The 19,311-nt window shown below is 72.3% G+C and carries 15 protein-coding genes; 8 read left to right on the top strand and 7 right to left on the bottom strand.

Annotation, left to right across the window (positions count from 1 at the left end):
• The first annotated feature begins 49 nt into the window (after nucleotides 1-49).
• From KUM03_RS18855 to KUM03_RS18825, 7 genes are all read left to right on the top strand, one after another.
• Nucleotides 50-1,324, top strand: coding sequence for a nitroreductase family protein (locus KUM03_RS18855; RefSeq protein WP_217250336.1), 1,275 nt, complete (start codon nucleotides 50-52; stop codon nucleotides 1,322-1,324).
• Nucleotides 1,321-2,742 carry a class I adenylate-forming enzyme family protein gene (locus KUM03_RS18850; RefSeq protein ID WP_217250334.1) on the top strand — a complete coding sequence of 474 codons (1,422 nt, stop codon included), beginning with the start codon at nucleotides 1,321-1,323 and terminating at the stop codon, nucleotides 2,740-2,742. Before KUM03_RS18855 ends, KUM03_RS18850 begins: the two co-directional genes overlap by 4 nt.
• A 108-nt stretch (nucleotides 2,743-2,850) precedes the next feature.
• On the top strand, nucleotides 2,851-3,120 hold the full coding sequence (locus KUM03_RS18845; RefSeq protein ID WP_217250332.1) for a hypothetical protein: 270 nt from the start codon (nucleotides 2,851-2,853) through the stop codon (nucleotides 3,118-3,120).
• The gene (locus KUM03_RS18840) at nucleotides 3,110-3,871 is read left to right on the top strand and encodes a dihydrodipicolinate reductase C-terminal domain-containing protein (protein ID WP_217250330.1); all 762 of its coding nucleotides are present in this window, start codon (nucleotides 3,110-3,112) and stop codon (nucleotides 3,869-3,871) included. The genes KUM03_RS18845 and KUM03_RS18840 overlap by 11 nt, the downstream gene beginning before the upstream one ends.
• Nucleotides 3,871-4,590 carry a class II aldolase/adducin family protein gene (locus KUM03_RS18835; protein ID WP_217250328.1) on the top strand — a complete coding sequence of 240 codons (720 nt, stop codon included), beginning with the start codon at nucleotides 3,871-3,873 and terminating at the stop codon, nucleotides 4,588-4,590. Before KUM03_RS18840 ends, KUM03_RS18835 begins: the two co-directional genes overlap by 1 nt.
• Nucleotides 4,591-4,670: 80 nt before the next feature.
• The gene (locus tag KUM03_RS18830; protein ID WP_217250326.1) at nucleotides 4,671-5,285 is read left to right on the top strand and encodes a 4'-phosphopantetheinyl transferase superfamily protein; all 615 of its coding nucleotides are present in this window, start codon (nucleotides 4,671-4,673) and stop codon (nucleotides 5,283-5,285) included.
• A gap of 108 nt (nucleotides 5,286-5,393) precedes the next feature.
• Complete coding sequence (locus tag KUM03_RS18825) at nucleotides 5,394-6,545, top strand: acyl-CoA dehydrogenase family protein (protein WP_308406353.1); 1,152 nt, start codon at nucleotides 5,394-5,396, stop codon at nucleotides 6,543-6,545.
• 89 nt (nucleotides 6,546-6,634) lie between these two features.
• Here KUM03_RS18825 and KUM03_RS18820 read toward each other — a convergent pair whose 3' ends face one another.
• The 5 genes from KUM03_RS18820 to xylB all read right to left on the bottom strand — a co-directional run bounded on the left by KUM03_RS18820 (nucleotide 6,635) and on the right by xylB (nucleotide 13,434).
• The gene (locus KUM03_RS18820; protein WP_217250322.1) at nucleotides 6,635-8,158 is read right to left on the bottom strand and encodes an aldehyde dehydrogenase family protein; all 1,524 of its coding nucleotides are present in this window, start codon (nucleotides 8,156-8,158) and stop codon (nucleotides 6,635-6,637) included.
• Between the two features lie 144 nt (nucleotides 8,159-8,302).
• The gene (locus tag KUM03_RS18815; protein ID WP_217250319.1) at nucleotides 8,303-9,553 is read right to left on the bottom strand and encodes a GAF domain-containing protein; all 1,251 of its coding nucleotides are present in this window, start codon (nucleotides 9,551-9,553) and stop codon (nucleotides 8,303-8,305) included.
• A gap of 132 nt (nucleotides 9,554-9,685) precedes the next feature.
• A complete protein-coding gene (locus KUM03_RS18810; protein WP_217250318.1) occupies nucleotides 9,686-10,336 on the bottom strand; it encodes an N-acetylmuramoyl-L-alanine amidase in 651 nt (216 codons plus the stop codon).
• Nucleotides 10,337-10,629: 293 nt separating this feature from the next.
• Entirely contained in the window at nucleotides 10,630-11,844 is a 1,215-nt protein-coding gene (locus tag KUM03_RS18805; RefSeq protein ID WP_217250316.1) for an ROK family transcriptional regulator, read from the bottom strand.
• Between the two features lie 144 nt (nucleotides 11,845-11,988).
• Nucleotides 11,989-13,434: a xylulokinase gene (gene xylB, locus KUM03_RS18800; RefSeq protein ID WP_217250314.1), complete on the bottom strand. Its 1,446-nt coding sequence runs from the start codon at nucleotides 13,432-13,434 to the stop codon at nucleotides 11,989-11,991.
• Between the two features lie 179 nt (nucleotides 13,435-13,613).
• On the opposite strand from xylB, the gene xylA reads away from it, so the two are divergent.
• Entirely contained in the window at nucleotides 13,614-14,777 is a 1,164-nt protein-coding gene (xylA, locus tag KUM03_RS18795; RefSeq protein WP_217250313.1) for a xylose isomerase, read from the top strand.
• A 305-nt stretch (nucleotides 14,778-15,082) separates the two neighbouring features.
• Here the strand turns inward: xylA and KUM03_RS18790 are convergent, their stop codons facing one another.
• Nucleotides 15,083-16,351 (bottom strand): SWF or SNF family helicase, encoded by a 1,269-nt coding sequence (locus KUM03_RS18790; protein WP_217250311.1) that lies wholly within the window; start codon nucleotides 16,349-16,351, stop codon nucleotides 15,083-15,085.
• Nucleotides 16,348-19,308 (bottom strand): SNF2-related protein, encoded by a 2,961-nt coding sequence (locus KUM03_RS18785; protein ID WP_374225342.1) that lies wholly within the window; start codon nucleotides 19,306-19,308, stop codon nucleotides 16,348-16,350. Before KUM03_RS18785 ends, KUM03_RS18790 begins: the two co-directional genes overlap by 4 nt.
• Between the last annotated feature and the right edge of the window lie 3 nt (nucleotides 19,309-19,311).

Raw genomic sequence — 19,311 nt, 5'->3', positions numbered from 1 at the left:
GGCGGTCGACTCCGCAGGGGCCGGACGGTCGCCCACTCTCACGCCCGCCGTGGGACTGCGCACCGGCCTGGCCGTGCTCGACCTGGGCATGATCGGTACGGACAGCTCACGCCGGGCAGTGCCCTCGGCCGGCGCCACATACCCCTATGAGTGCTACATCCTGACCAGGGACGACGCCGGCGCAATCGGCCTCTACCAGGTCGATGCGGGCCGGCGGCTCTGTCAGTTGCTCAGCCGCGGACCCCAAGTCGACGAGGCGCTCTGCCGAGCAGCGCTCGCCATCCCCGAGTGCGGCGCGGTCATCGTGCTGGCCACCAGGCCTTGGCTGTCCATGCGAAAGTACGGCGACCGGGGCTACCTCTACACCCAGCTGGACACAGCGCACCTGCACATGAACCTCGTGCTGGCGGCCGACAGCCTCGGTGCGAGTATCGTGCTGCGCCGGCGCCCGCCAGGTTTGGACCCCCTGGTCAGCGAGTACGGCGAGTGCGCGGAGGTCCACTCGGCGCTGGCCGTCACCGCGGTGTCGGCCGGCAACGGCCCCGATGCCGGACCGTCCGGCTGGACAGTGCGCGATGCCCGTGCCACCCGGCGGCCCTCGCTGCGCCGGCAGCCACACTGGCTGGAGCGTCTCTGCTGGGAGTCACTCGTCACCGATTCCGGAGGGGCTGCGGCCGCTCCGCTGGGAGCGCCCGTCTCGCTGCCGACGGCTGTACGGCGCAGGGGCAGGGCGCCTCTCGTGCCGCGGACGGCGTTCCACAGCCGTCGGTCGGCTACCGGCTTCGCGCCCGGCACCGTCCCCGCGCGGGACATACACGGCACCGTCGGCCGCGCGATATCCGTCTTCAACGACTTGCTGCCCGGTGAAGGAACGCCGCCCCACGCCACCTTGGTCATGCGGCAACATCGTCCTGCACGAGGCCAGTTGGTCTGGCCGGACGGCCTGGGCATCCGGTGGATCCCCGAGCTGCCCAATGAATCGGTCACCGAGGCCTTCATGGCTCAGCGCCATCTGGCCGACACGTCGGCAGTACTGCTGATGCACGCACCCACTGCCGCGCTCATCGACGAGGCAGGCGGTGCACAGCTGTGGACGGTGCTCTACCACGCGGGGGCGCTGGCTCAACTGGTCTGTCTGGAGGCGGCCCAGCGCGACCTTCCGGCCACGGGTGTCGGTGGTTTCGACAGCGAGCGGTGGCAGCGGCTGGCCGGCCTGCCCGCCGATCATGACGTGGTGTACGCGGTCACCATGGGCGTGGGCACACCTGACGCCCCGAAGCTCGACCGTCTCGCGGTCGCCTACGCACAGAACGAGCGCTCATGATTCTCGCCGCCGAATTCGCCCGGTGCGCCGACCAGTGCGCGGACAGTCCGGCGCTGTCCGGCCCCGACTCCTCGGTCGACTACCGCGCCCTGCACGAGCGGAGTGTGCGTGCTGCCGAGTGGCTCAGCGGCACCGTAGCCGCGGACGACCGCCCCCGGATCGGTCTGGCAGCGCGCAACAGCACCACGTGGGTGACCGCCTACCTGGGCATCCTGCACGCAGGGGCAGTTCCGTTTCTGATCGATGCCTCGGCCGGTGACAGGGAACTGGGTCGTATCCACGAGGACTGCTCGCTCGACCTGCTTCTCCACGACCGCGACACGGCAGGCGACGCGATCCCCGCGCTGCCGGGCCTGACCGCCACGCACCGCCGTATCGCCGAGCGCCGTCACCTGCTGCACCCCGACACCGAGGTCTGCCGCTTCACCTCCGGCACCACGGGCAAGCCCAACTGCCTGGAGTTCTCAGGCCGGGCGGTGCGCGCGGCGGCGGAGAACTGGGCGGTGGGCACCGCCATGACAGCCGGTGATCGAGTCCTGTGCTGCGCGGGTCTGTCCAACGGGCTGGCCTTCAACACCTCCCTCCTGTCCAGCTTCCTGGTCGGCGCGCAGCTGCACCTGTCGCACGGGCTGCCGACCAGCGGCCGGATCCGCCGGCTTGTCGCCAAAGCCCAGGCCACCCGGCTGGTCGCCTTTCCCGCCCTCTACGACTCCTTCGTCCGCACCGGCAGCGGCCGCACGGACTTCGCCTCCGTCCGCGTCGCCATCTCCTCCGGGGCTCCGCTGCGCGCGGACACCAAGGAGCGGTTCACCGAACTGACCGGGGTCCCGATGGGCAACTACTACGGCGTCGCCGAGGCCGGACCGCTGACGTATTCCACCGCCACCTCGGCGCAGAGCCTGGGCCGCCCGCTGCCGGGGGTGGACATCCAGACCCGGGGGGTTGTCGACCGGGATGGGGCCGTCCATGTGCGCAGCGCTTCGATGGCCACCCGCTACCTCAACGCCCCCGGCCTCCTGGAGAGCCGGATCGACGGTGGCGGCCACTACAGCACGGGGGACCGCGGGCGCCTGGAGGCCGGTGAACTGGTGCTCACCGGCCGCTCCCACCGGATGATCAACGTGGGCGGCCGCAAGGTCGACCCGGTCGAGGTCGGCAACGCCGTCAGTTCCGTGCCCGGCGTGGATCAGGCCGTGGTCCTCGAGGTTGCCGACCAGCACGGCGAGCCCGCCGTAGCCGCCGTACTCGTGCTGCGCGAAGGGCTCGACGCCGGCGAGGTACGCCTGCGGATCCGCGACAACCTGGCCGCCCACAAGGTCCCCACACTGATCCGGGTTGTCGACGCCATCCCGACCACGGTGATCGGCAAGCCGGTCCTCCACGAACTGCGGAGTCTCTTCGACGCCGGCTCTTCCTGAGCCTGCCGTACCGCTCCGCTCCCTCCACACCGCTCTGCCCGGGGCCCTGCCCGGGCGGCACCCGCGGCCGACGGCGGAAACCGCCGGCCCCATCCTGAGGAGTCAGTCATGTCTGCCGGCCCGCAGCTGATACGTGATGGCGTGATCCGCCTGATCATCTCGTCCCACGAAGGCGACATCAGCGTCTCGGACATCGAGGCGCACGGAGGTGTACTGGAAGCCGTCAACTACACCTCGCTCTCCTACATCCGACTGCTCGACGCCATCGAGAACGAGTTCGGCGCCTATCTGGACGCCGACGAAGGGGCCGAGGCGCTGGGCACGGTGGACGGCATCGTCGCCGCCGTTCTGGCTGAGCTGGGCTCCGATGCCGCCTGATGCGGCGGCAGCCGCCCCCCTGCACGGCGTCCCACCCCTCACGGTGGGCATCGTCGGTGCGGGACGGCTCGGCGGTGCGCTGCTGCGGACCTGCTCGGACTCGCGCATCCCAGTGAGCCTGCGGGCACGGGCGAGTACCGGCTGGACGGTCGAATCCGTGCCCGACGTCCTCATCGACGCCGGCGCCCCCGGCGGCTTCCCCGAAGTCGCCACGTACTGCCTCCGGCACAGTGTGCCGTTGCTCGAGTGTGTCTCCCACCTGCGGGAGCGGTACTCGGGCCTGCTCGACGAGGTTGCTGCCGCGGTGCCCGTGCTCGAGGCCGTCAACCTCTCGTTCGGCAGCTACCTGCAGCGCAGGCTGGCCGGCCTGGTCGCCACCGTCCACCACCTCACGGCCCCCCACGTGGACGTCCTGGACCGTCACCCGGTCCGCAAGGCGGCGCGGGTCAGCGCGACGGCCGAACGACTCGCCACGGCCTGGACGGACGCCGGCGGGCATCCGGAGGCCGAGCTGGGGCTTCGCCGCGGAGGCCCGGAGGTCAGTGAACACTCGATCACCTGGACCTGGGGCGCTGACGAAGCCCTCACCGTCCACCACCAGGTGACCTCCCTGCGCGCCGTGGCCCGCACCGCCCTGGCTCTTGCCCAGCGTCTGCCGCGGCATCCGCCTGGCCTGATCGCCGTGGACGACCTCTTCCACACCCTGTCGACCACATCCCTTGACGACCACGCCATGAGAGAGGCCCTTTGATGACACGCCGGCTGGCCAACCAGCTCGCCCTGGGCGGGCGGATGCTCTCCCTGGACGGACACGACGACTTCAACCAAGGACAGATATCCGCCAGAACACCCGGCGCGGACACCTTCCTGATCAAGAACGCGCTCTGCGGCTTCGACGAGGTCACACCGGAGGAGACCGTCACCGCGGCGGTGGACCACGCGCGACAGGCCCCTCGCACGGCACCACCCGAACTCCCGCTCCACCAGGCGATCTACCGAGCCAGGCCGGACGTCAACGGCATCGTGCACAGCCACGCCCCGTACACCCTGCTGTTCGGTGCCTGCGACCTCGAACTGCGCCCCCTCTCCCATGAGGGTTCCTACTTCGTCGACGCGACCAGCGTCTTCACCACCACCAGCAACACCGTGCTCGACATCGCCACCGGCGACCAGATCGCGAAGGAACTCGGGGGCACCGGCCGCGCCGTGTTCCTGCGCAACCACGGTGGGGTGATCGTCGGCAAGAGCGTGCGCCATGCCGCCATCTTCGCCCAGGTGCTGGAACGAGCCTGTCGCCTCCAGCTCGCCGCGCTCTCCACAGGAGTGGAGTACCACTACTCCAGTTCCGAAGACGTCCAGCTCAAACAGGACTTCATCTACGCCGACCTGTCCGTGCGCTCCTATTGGGACTACGCGGTGCGCCGAGCCGTACGGCGGTGGCCCGAGGCCGAGCAGTGGCTGCCGGCCTGATCCCCGCCGGTTTCACGGACCGGCCGGTCCTGCTACCACTCGCGCATGGCGACGCCAGGACGGTGACGCTGCTCGGACGCGTGGACGAGACGAACCTCCAGATCGCCCCGGTCGGAACCGACGACCTGCGGGCGCCGCACACGCTTTCCGGCGTGCGACGCAGGGAATTCCTCGCAGGCCGCACGTTGCTGTGCCTGGCCGTGGCCGAACTGACCGGCGTACCGGCCGAAGAGGTGCAGATCGGCACCCGGAGCGGCAAGCGACCGTTCTGCTTGAGCGCCCGCGAGGTGGACGTGAGTATCTCGCACAGCGCGGGCCGGATCGCGGTCATGGCCGCCCACGGCTGCGAGGTGGGGATCGACATCCAGATCCCCGTGCCGGTGAGTACCAGATTGCTGCTCCGTTACGACGTGGCCGGAGCCGAACCCACCGACCTCGGCGACGGCGACCAGGAGGCCCGAGCCGCCACCGAGCTTCACTACGAGTTCGCCGATGCCTGGACGGTACGCGAGGCGTGCGCCAAGTCGCTCGGCCTGCGTGTCGGCGCGGACCTCTGGCGCATCCGTGTCCCGCCAAGAGCACGGCGAGGCGACTGGGGCGGTACGCACTGGTACCGGATGCCCCCCTTCCAGGGCTGCCCCGTGGCGCTCGCGCTGCGTCCTCGCTCCCGGAACGCCGGACCACGCTCGCAGTAGAGCAACGTCTCCCCCTTCGGAGTCTCGCCCCAATGCCCTTTCGCCAGCGCCGGACAACCCACGAAGCCTGATCCAGCCGTATGTGAGGACGCCGCTATGCCCACCGCCGTGCCAACCCGTCACTCCCAGCCCACCGGGCCCGCCTGGACAGAGGAGGCACTCGACCTGTTGAACCTCGTCCGGCAGTTGGCCGCCGCCGAACTCGCTCCCCGGGTCGAGCAGTTCGAGTCCGAGGCGACCTTCCCTCGCGAGCTGCTGAACACGCTCGGCCGGGCCGGACTGCTCGGATTGCCCTACCCGCAGCAGTACGGCGGGGGCGGCCAGCCCTACGAGGTGTACCTCACCGTCCTGGAGACCCTGGCCCAGCACTGGCTGGGGGTCGCCCAGTCGGTCAACATCCACGTGCTCTCCTGTTACGGTCTGGCCGCCTTCGGTACCGAAGAACAGCGGGCCGCCTGGCTTCCGGACATGCTGGGAGGCGAACTCCTCGGCGCGAACTGCATCTCGGAGGCGGAAGCCGGCTCCGACATCTCGGCTCTGCGGACCACAGCCACCCCGCACGAGGACCGCTACGTCGTGAACGGAGCCAAGTCCTGGGTCAGTCACGCAGGCGCCGCCGACTACTACAACGTGTTCTGCCGCACCGGAAGCGACGGGGTGCGCGGCCTGTCCTTGCTGCTGGCGCCCGCGGACACACCAGGACTCCGCCCGCAGGCCCCTGAGCGCAAGATGGGCGTCCGCTCCTCGCCGACAGCGCAGATCGTTCTCGACGGGGCGGAGATCGCCCAGGACCGACGGATCGGCAGGCCCGGCAAGGGGTTCCTGATCGCGATGGGCCTGTTCGACCGAGGGCGCCTCGGGATCGCCGCCTGCGCGGTGGGGCTGGCCCAGGCCGCGCTCGACTATGCCGTCGTCTACGCGAAGACCCGGCAGCAGTTCGGGAAGCCGATCATCTCCTTCCAGGGAATCGGCTTCATGCTCGCCGACATGGCGACCCAGGTCACCGCTGCTCGCACGCTGCTGCTCGACGCGGCCCGCCAACTCGATGCCGGGCAGCATTCCTCGGCCGCCGCCGCGAAGGCCAAGCTCTTCGCCACCGATACGGCGATGCGGGTGACCACCGATGCGGTCCAGATCCTGGGCGGCTACGGATACGTGACCGACCACCCGACGGAACGCTGGATGCGTGAGGCCAAGCTGCTCCAGCTCATCGAGGGCACGAACCAGATCCAGCGTCTGGTGATCTCGACCTCGCTGTGACAGGTGCCCTGCGGGACTCAGGTCCGAGTTGGTCGAGTGAAAGGCGCCTGACGGGCAAAGGTCCAGCTCAGGCGCCTTCTCTTCTGCCTCTAGAAGAAGCCCAGCTTCTGTGCCGAGTACGACACCAAGAGGTTCTTCGTCTGCTGATAGTGCTCCAGCATCATCTTGTGGTTCTCCCGCCCGATCCCCGACTGCTTGTAGCCGCCGAACGCGGCGTGCGCCGGGTAGGCGTGGTAGCAGTTGGTCCAGACGCGGCCCGCCTGGATCGCGCGGCCCGCGCGGTAGGCGGTGTTCATGTCGCGGGTCCACACCCCGGCGCCGAGGCCGTACAGGGTGTCGTTGGCGGTCTTGATCGCGTCGTCGAAGTCGTCGAAGGACGTGACCGACACGACCGGGCCGAAGATCTCCTCCTGGAAGATCCGCATGCGGTTGTGACCCTCGAAGACCGTCGGCTGGACGTAGTAGCCGCCCTTCAGCTCTCCCCCGTGCTCGATGCGCTCGCCGCCGGTGAGCACCTTGGCGCCCTCCTGCCGGCCGATGTCGAGGTAGGAGAGGATCTTCTCCAGCTGGTCGTTGGAGGCCTGGGCGCCGATCATCGTGTCGGTGTCCAGCGGGTGGCCCGGCTTGATCAACTCGGTGCGGGCCACGGCTGCCGCCATGAAGTCGGCGTAGTTGCCGCGCTGGACCAGCGCCCGGGACGGGCAGGTGCACACCTCGCCCTGGTTGAGGGCGAACATCGTGAAGCCCTCGAGCGCCTTGTCGCGGAAGTCGTCGTCCCGGGCCCAGACGTCGTCGAAGAAGATGTTGGGCGACTTGCCGCCGAGTTCCAGGGTGACCGGCTTGATGTTCTCCGAGGCGTACTGCATGATCAGCCGCCCGGTGGTGGTCTCCCCGGTGAAGGCCACCTTCGCCACCCGCGGGCTGGACGCCAGCGGTTTGCCCGCCTCCACGCCGAAGCCGTTGACGACGTTCAGGACGCCGGGCGGCAGCAGGTCCGCGACCAGGCTCAGCCAGTAGTGGATCGAGGCGGGAGTCTGCTCGGCGGGCTTCAGGACCACAGCGTTGCCGGCGGCGAGGGCGGGAGCGAGCTTCCAGGCCGCCATCAGGATCGGGAAGTTCCACGGAATGATCTGCGCGACGACCCCCAGCGGCTCGTGGAAGTGGTACGCCACGGTGTCGTCGTCGACCTCGCCGAGCGAGCCCTCCTGGGCGCGGATCGCGCCCGCGAAATAGCGGAAGTGGTCGACGGCGAGCGGGATGTCGGCCGCCAGCGTCTCGCGCACCGGCTTGCCGTTCTCCCAGCTCTCGGCGACCGCCAGGCGCTCCAGGTTCGCCTCCATGCGGTCGGCGATCTTCAGCAGGATGTCGGAGCGCTCGGTCACCGACGTCCGGGCCCAGCCCGGGGCCGCCTCGTGCGCCGCGTCGAGCGCCCGCTCCACGTCCTCCGCCGTACCGCGCGCGATCTCCGTGAACGGTTGGCCGTTCACCGGTGACGGGTTCTCGAAGTACTGTCCGCGCGCCGGCGGCACGTACTCGCCGCCGATGAAGTGGTCGTAGCGCGACTGGTAGGAGACGATCGCGCCCTCGGTGCCGGGCGCCGCGTAACGGGTCATCCTGTCTGCCTCCCTCGTCGAGTGCCGCCCGCCGTTGGACGGCTGCACGTGAGGCTAGGCAGCGGGACGTTGCAGACAGGTTGCGTCCGCGGCGGCAGCCGCCCGCCTCCGGTCCCCGACCGGTCGGCCCATGGCCACCACGTCCTACGGGGCCGCCAGTTCGGACTCCAGCGCGGCGAGCCGGGACCGGACCGCGGCCGTCGGCCGGACCGCGGCCAGGGCGCGCCAGACGTCGAGGTCGTCCTCGCCCCACGGGGCGTGCGCCCAGTCGGCCAGCAGGTCGGGATCGCCGCAGGCGATCAGCGCGGCGCGCAGCCCGTCGGCGAGCCGGCGCCTGAGCCGCGCGACCGCCGGGGCCCGGGAGCCGGGCAGCAGCGGACCGGCGTACGCCGTCGCGGCCGCCGTCACGGCACCGGACCGCAGGCGACGCTCGACCACCGTGGCGTCGGACTCGACGGGCATCGTCAGCCGGTAGGGCCGCGACACCAGTCGGCCGGGTCCCAGGATGCCGCGCAGCCGGGCGAGTTCGGCACGCAACGTCACCGGCGGCACCGACTCGTCCTCGTACAGCGCGCACAGCAGCTCGTCACCGGTCAGGCCCTCCGGGTGGTGGGCCAGCAGCACGACGATCTCGCTGTGCCGCCGGCTCAGCCGCACTCCGCGTCCGTCCGAGCTGAGCAGCGCGTCGTCGCGGCCCAACGCGGTCAGCTCGGCCCCCTCGGCAGCGGACGGCTCCGGGGCGAGCAGCGCCAGATGCGACTCGGCGGCACGCGCGACCGCCTGGACGAAGCCCAGACTGTGCGGGTGCGCCAGGCCGTCCCCGCCGGTGATGTCCACCGCGCCGAGCACCCGTCCGGTGCGGGGATCGTGCACCGGAGCCGCCGCGCACGTCCACGGCTGGACCCGGCGGATGAAGTGCTCGGCCGTGAACACCTGGACCGGCCGGCCGACGGCCACCGCCGTGCCCGGCGCGTTCGTCCCCACCGCCGACTCCGCCCACCGCGCGCCCGGCACGAAGTTCATCCGGTCCGCCCGGCGCCGGGTCGCCGGGTGCCCCTCGACCCACAGCAGTCTGCCGTGCGCGTCGCAGACCGCGAGCAAGTGCTCGCCGTCGGCGGCGAACGTCCCGAGGAGCTCCCGGATCAGCGGCATCACCCGCGCCAGCGGATGCTCGGCCCGGTAGGCGCCCAGGTCGTCGTCCATGAGCTCCACGCTCGCGGTGCCGTCCGGGCCGACACCCGCCCGGACCGAGCGTCGCCAGGACTCCGCCACCACGGGGCGCACGGGCCGCGGCACCGTACCCGCCTCGGTGAAGGCCTCGTGCGCTCGCCGCAGCGTCCGCGCGCGTTCGACGGGATCGGCCCCCGGTTCCAGAGCCAGCCACGCATCGGTCAACTCGGCCTCCCCGGAAGGTGTCGCGACGGGGCCATCGTCACTCCGTGGACGGGAGCGGACAACCACTTCGACCGGTCCGATCACCCGAATGTGGCCTTCCGCCGAGGCCTTCCGCCGTGAGCCGGGCGTGACTCAGGCGAAGTTGACGAGTCTGATGTAACGGGTCCAGTCCCACAGCGGCCCGGGATCCGTGTGGTCGCTGCCGGGCACCTCGTGGTGCGCGATGATGTGCTCGCGGTCCTTGGGGATGCCGTAGGTGGTGCAGATCGCCGCGGTGAGGCGGGCCGACTGCTCGTACATGGCGTTGGTGAAGTACTCCGGCCGGTCCACCCACCCCTCGTGCTCGATGCCGATGCTGCGGGTGTTGTAGTCCCAGTTCCCCGCGTGCCAGGCGATGTCGGCCTCGCGGACGCACTGCGCCACGTGCCCGTCCGAGGAGCGGACGACGTAGTGCGCTGAGACCTGCCTGTCCGGGTCGCGGAAGATGGAGAGGGTGTCGGCGTACGTCTCCTGCGTGACGTGGACGACGACGTGGTCGACGGGGTAGGCGGAGGGACGGGTCGAGCGGGTGTAGTTGGACGTGCTCGCCGGCTGCCACTCGACGGAGGGGTACTCGGCGGCACGGGGGTCCGGGTCCGGGTCGGATCCGGGCCGTGCGCCGGTGCCGGAGTGCGCCGCGGCACGAGTGCCGGAGAACAGGGCGAACGGGACGGTGGCGAGCGCGGCGCCCTGCAGCAGGTGCCGCCTGGTCGGGACGGGGGCGGCTGTCCTTTCCCTTTCCATGGACTGACCTTTCGTCGGTGGGGGCCTGGGCCCGGTGGGGGGTTCGGCGCGCGACGGCCGCCGAGGAGGAGAGGAGGTCGGTGACGCGGACGTCGTCCGCCGTCCGTCGCGCCGGGTGCGTCCGCGTGAATCACCGTACGGGCAGCGGGGATTGCGCAGAAGAGCGCCGCGCCGTTCCGTGGACAGCCGCCGCCTTGTGGACATCACGCTCACTCGAACGAGTGGCGAAGGGGTGGGAGGCGGGGGCGCGGTGTTTCGCGCCGCGAGGGATCGGACTGCTGCCCGGCTCGGGCTCAGGCCCGTTCCGCCACCGCCGCCGGATCGTCCAGGACGGCCCGCACCACCGAGTGGGCGGCGCCCAGCAACGGCCCCCGGGACCCGAGTTCCGACACGGAGACCGGGCACGCCGGGCCGGCCGTGCGCCGGGCCAGCTCGTCGTTCAGTGACGGGAGCAGCCAGGGGGCGAGTCCGGCCAGTGCTCCGCCCAGCACCACGCCCTCGGGATCCAGCAGGTTGACGGCCCCGGTCAGCGCGATGCCGAGTGCCGTGCCCGCCTCGCGCAGGGCACGCCGTACGGCCTCGTCCCCCTCGGCCGCACGTCCCGCGAGCATTCCCACCCGGTCCTCGCCCGGCTCCAGACCGGCCGCGCGCAGGACCGCCTTCTCGCCGGCGTACTGCTCCAGGCATCCCCGTCCGCCGCAGGCGCACTCCGGTCCGTCGGGCCGGACGGGCACATGGCCCAGCTCGCCCGCGAAGCCGCGGGTGCCGCGCAGCAGCCGCCCGTCGACGACGACGGCGGCACCGATGCCGATCTCGGCCGAGACGTGCAGGAAGTCCCGCGGGGTGCCGTCGCCGAGCCAGAGTTCGGCGAGTGCGCCGAAGTTGGCCTCGTTGCCCACGGTCAGCGGCAGGCGTTCCGGCAGCAGTGGGCCCAGGTCCGTGTCGTGCCAGTCCAGGTTCGGGGCGTGGACGACGGTACGGGCGTCCCGTGCCACGAGTCCCGGCACGGCCAGGGCGAGCCCGGCCGGCCACAGTCCCTCGGCCTCGGTCTCGGAGACGACCTGCCGCACCAGGCCGTTGAGCTGTTCGATCACCGGCTCCGGGGAGCGGCCCCGGTTGCTGCCGTGGCGCACCACACGCGCCCGCAGGCTGCCGCGCAGGTCGACCGCGCAGACCGCGAGGTGGTCCACACCGACTTCCGCTCCGATGCCGGCCGGCCCCGTTCCGCTGACGGCGAGCGCCGACCCGGGCCGCCCCACGCGGCCGGGACGCTCCGGGCCCAGTTCCTCCAGCAGGCCCGTGCGGATGAGCTCGTCCACGAGGGTCGACACCGCCGCACGCGTCAGCCCGATCCGGGAGGCCACGGCGGCCCGCGACAGCGGGCCCTCCGCGTTGACGGTGTGCATCACACGGGCGAGGTTGCGCCGGCGCATGCCCTGCTGGGTGTCCGGCAGGGCACGCCCGGGACGCGCCGGGTGACTGTGGGCTTCGTGCGGCGGTGCGGTCATGCCTCCGTCAGTCCTTGGTCGGTCTCTCCATCGTCCGTTCGGTCACGCCTTCGGAGCCGTCGACAGGCGGTGCCGACGGCGTCCGGGGCGACCTGCGACGGTCGCACGGGCGCTGCCTGCGGCGTCGCCCGTGTGGTCGCGTCCTCAGCCGGAGCCCACGCCCCGCTCCAGCAGGGGTGCCGCGTCGGAGAGTACCCCGGAGATCCTGGTCAGCGTCGCCTCGTCCCGTTCCACGGCGTCCAGCACCGGCCCGGCGGCCGTGTTCCAACGGCGGGCGACCGCCGCCGCGTCCTCGCCGGTCAGCAGGCCGGCCGCCTGTGCGGCGGCGCCGAGCGCGACCAGCTCCCTGGCCTCGGGGATCTGCACGGGCCGCCCCGACAGCCGTCGTACGGTCTGCTGCCAGGCGGTCCCGCGCGCACCGCCGCCGATCAGCAGCAGCGGTGCGGACGGGTCCGCGTCGGCGTCGAGGACGAGATCCAGCGCGCCGAGGAGCGAGTGGACGGCACCGTCGTAGGCGGCCTGGAGCAGCTGGCCGGCGGTGGTGTCGTGACGCAGCCCGTGCAGGAGGCCGGAGGAGTGCGGCAGGTTCGGTGTGCGCTCGCCGTCCAGGTAGGGCAGCAGCGTGACGTCGGTGCCGGGCTCGACGGCCTCCCGGTCCAGGCCCAGCAGGGCGGCGACGCGGTCGACGGCGAGCGTGCAGTTGAGGGTGCAGGCCAGCGGCAGCCAGTCGCCGCGCGCGTCGGCGAATCCGGCCACGGTGCCGGTCGGGTCCGCGGAGCGGTGCCGCGACACGGCGTAGACGGTGCCCGAGGTGCCCAGGCTCATCACCGGCACGCCCGGGCGCAGTCCGAGGCCCAGCGCGGCGGCCGCGTTGTCGCCGGTGCCGGCGGCGACCAGGGTGCCCTTGGAGAAGGGCAGGCCGTGGCCGTCGCGCACGGTTCCGGCCACCTCGCCGGGACGGACCGGACGGGGCAGCAGCGCCGGGTCGAGCCCCACGTGCGCGAGGACCTCCTCGTCGTAGGCCTCGGTGCCACAAGCCCACCAGCCGGTGCCGGACGCGTCGCCGCGGTCGGTGGTCCCCTCGCCGGTGAGCCGTTCGGTGAGGTAGTCGTGGGGGAGCCGTACCGCCTTCGCCGCGCGGGCCGCCTCGGGTTCGTGCTCGGCCAGCCAAGCCCACTTGGTGACCGTGAACGAGGCACTGGGCACGCTGCCCGTGCGCTCCGCCCAGCTCTTGGAACCGCCCAGCTCCTCGATCAGGCGGCGGGCCTGCGGGGCCGAGCGCACGTCGTTCCACAGCAGGGCCGGGCGCACCGGCTCGCCCTGGGCGTCCAGCGTGACGAGCCCGTGCTGCTGACCGCCGACGGACACCGCGGCGGCCTCCCGCGCGGCGTCACCGCACTGGTGCAGGGCCTCGCGCAGCGCGTCCCACCACTGGCGCGGGTCGCTCTCGCGGCCGGCTCCTGAGGACACCGTGTGCGGTGCCTGGCCGCTCGCGACGACCTGGCCGGTGGCCGCGTCGACGACCAGTGCCTTGGTGGACTGGGTGGACGTGTCCACGCCGACGACGAGCGGTCCCTCGGCTGCTGACATCGGGCTTCTCCCTCTTCCGCGGCTCTCTGCGGGATCTGACTGGACTGGCTGGACTGCTTCGACCACTCCTTTCGGGGACACCTTGTCCCTTCCCAGGAGTGTGTGTGCATACTAATTTGTAAAGCGCCATGACGAAATAGTCGGCAGCGAGTGATCGGCAGCGAGTGAGGAGCCGCGGAATGAACTACCAGCCCACTCCCGAGGACAGGTTCACGTTCGGTTTGTGGACGGTCGGCTGGCAGGGCCGGGACCCCTTCGGCGATGCCACCCGGCGTGCGCTGGACCCGGCGGAGTCGGTGCGCCGCCTGGCCGAGCTGGGCGCCTACGGTGTCACCTTCCACGACGACGACCTGATCCCCTTCGGGTCGAACGACACCGAGCGCGAGGAGCACGTCAAACGGTTCCGGCAGGCGCTGGACGCGACCGGCATGAAGGTGCCGATGGCGACGACGAACCTGTTCACGCACCCGGTGTTCAAGGACGGCGCGTTCACGGCGAACGACCGGGACGTGCGCCGGTACGCGCTGCGCAAGACCATCCGCAACATCGACCTCGCGGTGGAACTGGGTGCGAGCGTGTACGTCGCCTGGGGCGGCCGGGAGGGCGCGGAGTCCGGCGCGGCCAAGGACGTGCGGGACGCCCTGGACCGGATGAAGGAGGCCTTCGACCTGCTGGGCGAGTACGTCACCGAGCAGGGCTACGACCTGAGGTTCGCGATCGAGCCCAAGCCGAACGAGCCTCGCGGCGACATCCTGCTCCCGACGGTGGGCCACGCTCTGGCCTTCATCGAGCGGCTGGAACGTCCGGAGCTGTACGGCGTGAACCCCGAGGTCGGCCACGAGCAGATGGCGGGGCTGAACTTCCCGCACGGGATCGCGCAGGCGCTGTGGGCGGGCAAGCTGTTCCACATCGACCTCAACGGCCAGTCGGGCATCAAGTACGACCAGGACCTGCGCTTCGGCGCGGGCGACCTGCGGGCCGCGTTCTGGCTCGTCGACCTGCTGGAGAGGGCCGGTTACACGGGGCCGCGGCACTTCGACTTCAAGCCCCCGCGGACCGAGGACCTCGACGGCGTGTGGGCGTCGGCGGCCGGCTGCATGCGCAACTACCTGATCCTCAAGGACCGGGCGGCGGCCTTCCGGGCGGACCCGCAGGTGCAGGAGGCCCTCGCGGCGGCCCGGCTGGACGAGCTGGCCCGTCCGACCGCCGAGGACGGCCTCGCGGGCCTGCTGGCCGACCCGACGGCCTACGACACCTTCGACGTGGACGCGGCCGCCGCGCGCGGTATGGCCTTCGAGCACCTGGACCAGCTCGCCATGGATCACCTCCTCGGCGCCCGCTAAGGCGTCTGCCCAGGCACCTGCCGAGCGGTCAGGCACCTGTGCGAAGGCTCCGGCCCCCGCCCGGTCGACGGACGGGGGCCGGAGCCTGTCGGCGCGTCAGCCGCCGGCGGAGAGCCAGCCGTTGCCGGCCACAGTGTCATGGGCCGGCACCAGTTGTTCGCGGCAGCCCCCTCATGGGCGCCCGCACCGGGTTGTTCGCGGCACCAGTGTCATCGACGCCCACACCGGTTGTTCGCGGCAAGAGGGTCATCGACGCCCGCCGCGGCTGTTGGCGGCACCAGTGTCATGGGCGCCCGCACCGGTTCTCAGGGTTCGTCCCCGACCGCCGGTACCGCCGACGCCAGGGCCGTCGCCGGGTCGTGCGCCGCACCGCCCGCGGGGACCCAGCGCCCGCGCTCCCTGCGGTACGGCCACCAGCGGCCCTCGCGGTCCAGGCGGAGTTGGTGCGGCGCGCCGACGACGGTCCAGCGGTTGCCCCGCGCCCGCAACGCGGGCCGCTCGTCCTCGTCCCAGGCCGACTCGAGTGCCGCACGCGCGCGTGCGAGCGTGTCGCCCTCCACCGTCCACTCCTGCTCCAGCACGGACAGCGCTGCCCCGCCCCCGAGCCGCCACGCGTGGACGGCGGCATCCAAGGACTCCGCGGTGCGGCCCGAGCCCTCGCCGAGCCGGCGCGACACGTCCGGTTCCGGGTCGCCCGTGGCCAGGCGCACGGCGTCCTCGGAGGCGTCCGGTTCCGTGCTCACGGCCTGCCGCTCGTGTCCACCGCGCAGGGCCTCGGCGAGCAGACGGTGTGCCTCCGCCGCGGCCCGGGAGGCCAGGAAGCCCAGGGCGGCCGGGTCGACACCGGGCGGTGGCGCGTTCCCGGTGTCCAGGGACGGCGGTACACCTGGTGCGTCCCGGGCAGCGGGCGGAGCGGGCAGCGGAGGCAGCACGTGCCCCGTCGCGTACGCCTCGGCCGCGTCCACGCCGTCCGGAGGGCGGGCGCCGTCCTCCGCGGGCGCTCCACCGTGCGACTGGAGGGCGTCGAGTACGGCGCTCTCCGCGCGGCCGCGCATCAACAGCAGCACGAAGGGATCCTGGTCCAGCAGCCTGGCGACCTGGTAGCACAGCGCCGCCGTGTGCCCGCAGTGGTCCCAGGCGCCGCAGTCGCACTCCGGCTCCAGGTCGCCCATGCCCGGCAGAAGGTCGATGCCGGCGGTCGCGGCGTCCTCCACGAGGTGCGGCGGCATGTCGCGGTCCAGCAGCGCCGCCACATGCCCGGACCGCTCGATCGCCAGGTCGACGAAACGGTCCCACTGGGCGTCGGACAGCTTCTCCAGCAGGACGTCGGCCCGGTGGGCCGTACGGTCCCGGTCCTGGACGACGGCGGTGATGCGCCCCGGTCGCACCGACACCGCCCCGACCGCCCCCGCGCGCGCGAGCCGACGGCCCGTCTTCACCTGCGCCGCGTCCATCGCCGCGTCCTCCAGCGACTTCAGCCAGGCCCGCCCCCACCAGGTCTGCGCGAAGCCACGGCCATGCGCGGGCGGAAGCGCGGCGAACGTCCGCTCGGTGTCCTCGTCGTGCCGGTTCATCCCGTGCCCCCTCGCAGCTCGACCAGGTCGGCCAGTTCCGCGTCCGTCAGCTCCGTGAGCGCCGCCTCGCCCGCTCCCAGCACCGCGTCGGCCAGTTCCCGCTTGCGGTGCAGCAGGGCCGCGATGCGGTCCTCGACGGTCCCCTCGGCGACCAACCGGTGCACCTGCACCGGTCGGGTCTGGCCGATGCGGTAGGCGCGGTCGGTGGCCTGCGCCTCCACCGCCGGATTCCACCAGCGGTCGTAGTGCACGACGTGCTCCGCGCGCGTGAGGTTCAGTCCGGTGCCCGCCGCCTTGAGGGACAGCAGGAAGACCGGGACCTCGCCGTCCTGGAAGCGCCGCACCATCGATTCCCGGGCCGTGACGGACGTACCGCCGTGCAGGAACAGCGAGGCCACGCCCCGGGCGGACAGGTGCTGTTCGAGGAGCCGGGCCATCTGCACGTACTGCGTGAAGACCAGCACACTCGCCCCCTCGGCGAGGATCGTCCCGAGCAGTTCGTCCAGCAGCTCCAGCTTCCCCGACCGGCCCGTGATCCTCGGCCCTTCCTCCTTCAGGAACTGCGCCGGATGGTTGCAGATCTGCTTGAGTCCCGTCAGGAGTTTCACGATCATGCCGCGGCGCGCCATGCTGTCCGCCCCGGCGATCTCCGCGAGCGCCTCGCGCACCACCGCTTCGTAGAGACCGGCCTGTTCCGTGGTCAGGGACACGGGGTGGTCGGTCTCGGTCTTCGGCGGCAGCTCCGGTGCGATCCCGGGGTCCGACTTGCGGCGCCGCAGCAGGAACGGCCGCACGAGCCGCGCCAGCCGCTCCGCCGCCGCCGGGTCCTGGCCGCCCTCGACGGCCTGTGCGTAGTGCCTTCGGAAGGTGCCGAGCCGGCCCAGCAGTCCCGGGGTGGCCCAGTCGAGGACGGCCCACAGTTCCGAGAGGTTGTTCTCCACCGGAGTGCCGGTGAGCGCCACGCGCGCGCGTGCGCCGATGGAACGCAGCTGCCGCGCGGTCTCCGAGTACGGGTTCTTCACGTGCTGGGCCTCGTCCGCCACGACCAGACCCCACGGCACGGCCGAGAGCCGGCCGGTGTCCAGGCGCATGGTGCCGTAGGTGGTGAGCACGAACTCGCCGTCGGCCAGGCCCTCCAGGTCGCGCTTCGTGCCGTGGAAGCGGCGGACGGGCGTGCCGGGCGCGAACCGCTCGATCTCGCGCTGCCAGTTGCCCATGAGAGACGTCGGGCAGACCACCAGAGTGGGACCGGCGGCCGACGCGTCGGTCTGCCGGTGCAGGTGCAGGGCGATCAGCGTGATGGTCTTGCCGAGACCCATGTCGTCGGCGAGGCAGCAGCCCAGGCCCGACGACGTCATGCGCACCAGCCAGTCCAGCCCCCTGCGCTGGTAGTCGCGCAGCGTGGCGTGCAGGCCGGCGGGCTGCGCGACGGCCTCCCGCGCCTCGGGATCGGTCAGGCGCTCCCGCAGGGCCGCCAGCCATCCCGTGGCGCGCACCTCGACGCGGCCGCCGTCCACCTCCGTCGAGCCCGTGAGAGCGGCGGCGAGCGCGTCGACGGGCGTGACCTTGCGGTCCTGCCGCGTGCGGGCGCGCCGGGCCTCCTCGGGATCGACGAGCACCCACTGGTCACGCAGGCGCACCACAGGGCGGTTGGCCTCGGCGAGGACGTCCAGCTCCTCGCGTGTGAGCCGCTCGTCGCCCAGGGCGAACGACCAGTTGAAGGCGAGCAGTGCGTCGGCCGACAGGAACGACGGGCCGGCGTCCGACGAGGCCGTGCGCGGCGTCGGCCCGTCGTCGGCGGGTCCCACCTCCGCGCGGGTGGTCAGGTCACGTGCGAGCTCGCGCGGCCAGTGCACGTCGACCCCCGCGCCGGCGAGCGCCCGGGAGCCCGGCCCGAGGAGTTCGGTGACGTCTTCGTCGGCGAGTTCCACGGCGTCGGGCACGGCGGCCGACAGCAGCGGCGTCAGCGCGGACCAGGCCCGTGCGGCACGGCGCAGCGCGAGCAGGGCGTCCATCCGCGCGCGCGTGCCGAACGCCTCCGCCCCGGTGCCCGCCCACACATCGGCGGCGTCCGAGACGAGCGTGGGATCGCTCACGCTGTGCACCTGGAGCACGGCCCGGAACGCCGGTCGGGTGTCCGGGGACACGGAGTCCGTCAGGCCGCGCACCTCGACACGCAGAGACAGCCGTACGCCCATGTCGTGGCCGGCGGCGACATCGGCGGTCCACGCGCGGAGCCCGGGTTCCCGTCGCGGTTCCCGCGCGGCGTACGCGGGTCCGGCCGTCACCAGCTCGGCGGCGGGGGAGCGGGGCAGTGTGTCGGCGACCGAGTCCAGGAAGTCGCGGACCAGCCGTTCCGGGGCGGGCAGCCGCAGGGGTTCGACGCCGTCGACCGGGACGGCGTGCGCCTCGGGCGGCATGGCGGCGGCCAGGTGGCGCACCCGCTCGGTCTCCGCCGCGCCCAGCGGACCCGTGCGCCAGGCGTCGTGGTCGGCCGCGGACAGACCGGGCAGCAGCAGCCCGCGCGCGACGAGATGCAGGGCCTCGAGTGCCACCGCGCCCCAGAACACGGTCGCCCGGTGGGCATCGGCGCCGGAACGCGCGCGGGTGAGGACGGGCAGGGCCACCCGCACCGGCAGCAGCACGGCGGGGACCGTCGCCGGTCGCACTCCGTCGCCGTCGGGCAGGGCGACCGTCAGGTTCTCCACCGACCCCGACGAGAGGCCGACAGGGGTCTCGCCGTCGGTTCGCCAGAAGGCGACCCGGCCGGCGCGGGCGGGATCAGCGGGCAGGAAGACGGCACAGCAGCGGGCGAGTTCGGATACCTCGGAGGGTGTTGCCAGAAGAGCGGTCTGCGCAGCGATGACGTATTCCTCAAATTTGACTAGCTGGGGATGCGGTTGGCGATTGTACAACACCGTCCGAGGTGATGTGTGTCGTCGAGGTGTCGTCACCATGTG

Source organism: Streptomyces sp. AC602_WCS936, assembly GCF_019049125.1.
Lineage (GTDB): Bacteria > Actinomycetota > Actinomycetes > Streptomycetales > Streptomycetaceae > Streptomyces.
Note: the sequence above shows the minus strand (reverse complement) of the source record. Positions and strands in the feature narration are given on the sequence as shown.

What these genes read in the sequence shown, in the direction of transcription:
- KUM03_RS18850 (WP_217250334.1), top strand. Translation starts at nt 1,321, where the DNA reads ATGATTCTCGCCGCCGAATTCGCCCGGTGCGCCGACCAGTGCGCGGAC.
- KUM03_RS18845 (WP_217250332.1), top strand. Translation starts at nt 2,851, where the DNA reads ATGTCTGCCGGCCCGCAGCTGATACGTGATGGCGTGATCCGCCTGATC.
- KUM03_RS18840 (WP_217250330.1), top strand. Translation starts at nt 3,110, where the DNA reads ATGCCGCCTGATGCGGCGGCAGCCGCCCCCCTGCACGGCGTCCCACCC.
- KUM03_RS18835 (WP_217250328.1), top strand. Translation starts at nt 3,871, where the DNA reads ATGACACGCCGGCTGGCCAACCAGCTCGCCCTGGGCGGGCGGATGCTC.
- KUM03_RS18820 (WP_217250322.1), bottom strand. Translation starts at nt 8,158, where the DNA reads ATGACCCGTTACGCGGCGCCCGGCACCGAGGGCGCGATCGTCTCCTAC.
- KUM03_RS18810 (WP_217250318.1), bottom strand. Translation starts at nt 10,336, where the DNA reads ATGGAAAGGGAAAGGACAGCCGCCCCCGTCCCGACCAGGCGGCACCTG.
- KUM03_RS18805 (WP_217250316.1), bottom strand. Translation starts at nt 11,844, where the DNA reads ATGACCGCACCGCCGCACGAAGCCCACAGTCACCCGGCGCGTCCCGGG.
- xylB (WP_217250314.1), bottom strand. Translation starts at nt 13,434, where the DNA reads ATGTCAGCAGCCGAGGGACCGCTCGTCGTCGGCGTGGACACGTCCACC.
- xylA (WP_217250313.1), top strand. Translation starts at nt 13,614, where the DNA reads ATGAACTACCAGCCCACTCCCGAGGACAGGTTCACGTTCGGTTTGTGG.
- KUM03_RS18790 (WP_217250311.1), bottom strand. Translation starts at nt 16,351, where the DNA reads ATGAACCGGCACGACGAGGACACCGAGCGGACGTTCGCCGCGCTTCCG.
- KUM03_RS18785 (WP_374225342.1), bottom strand. Translation starts at nt 19,308, where the DNA reads ATGGTGACGACACCTCGACGACACACATCACCTCGGACGGTGTTGTAC.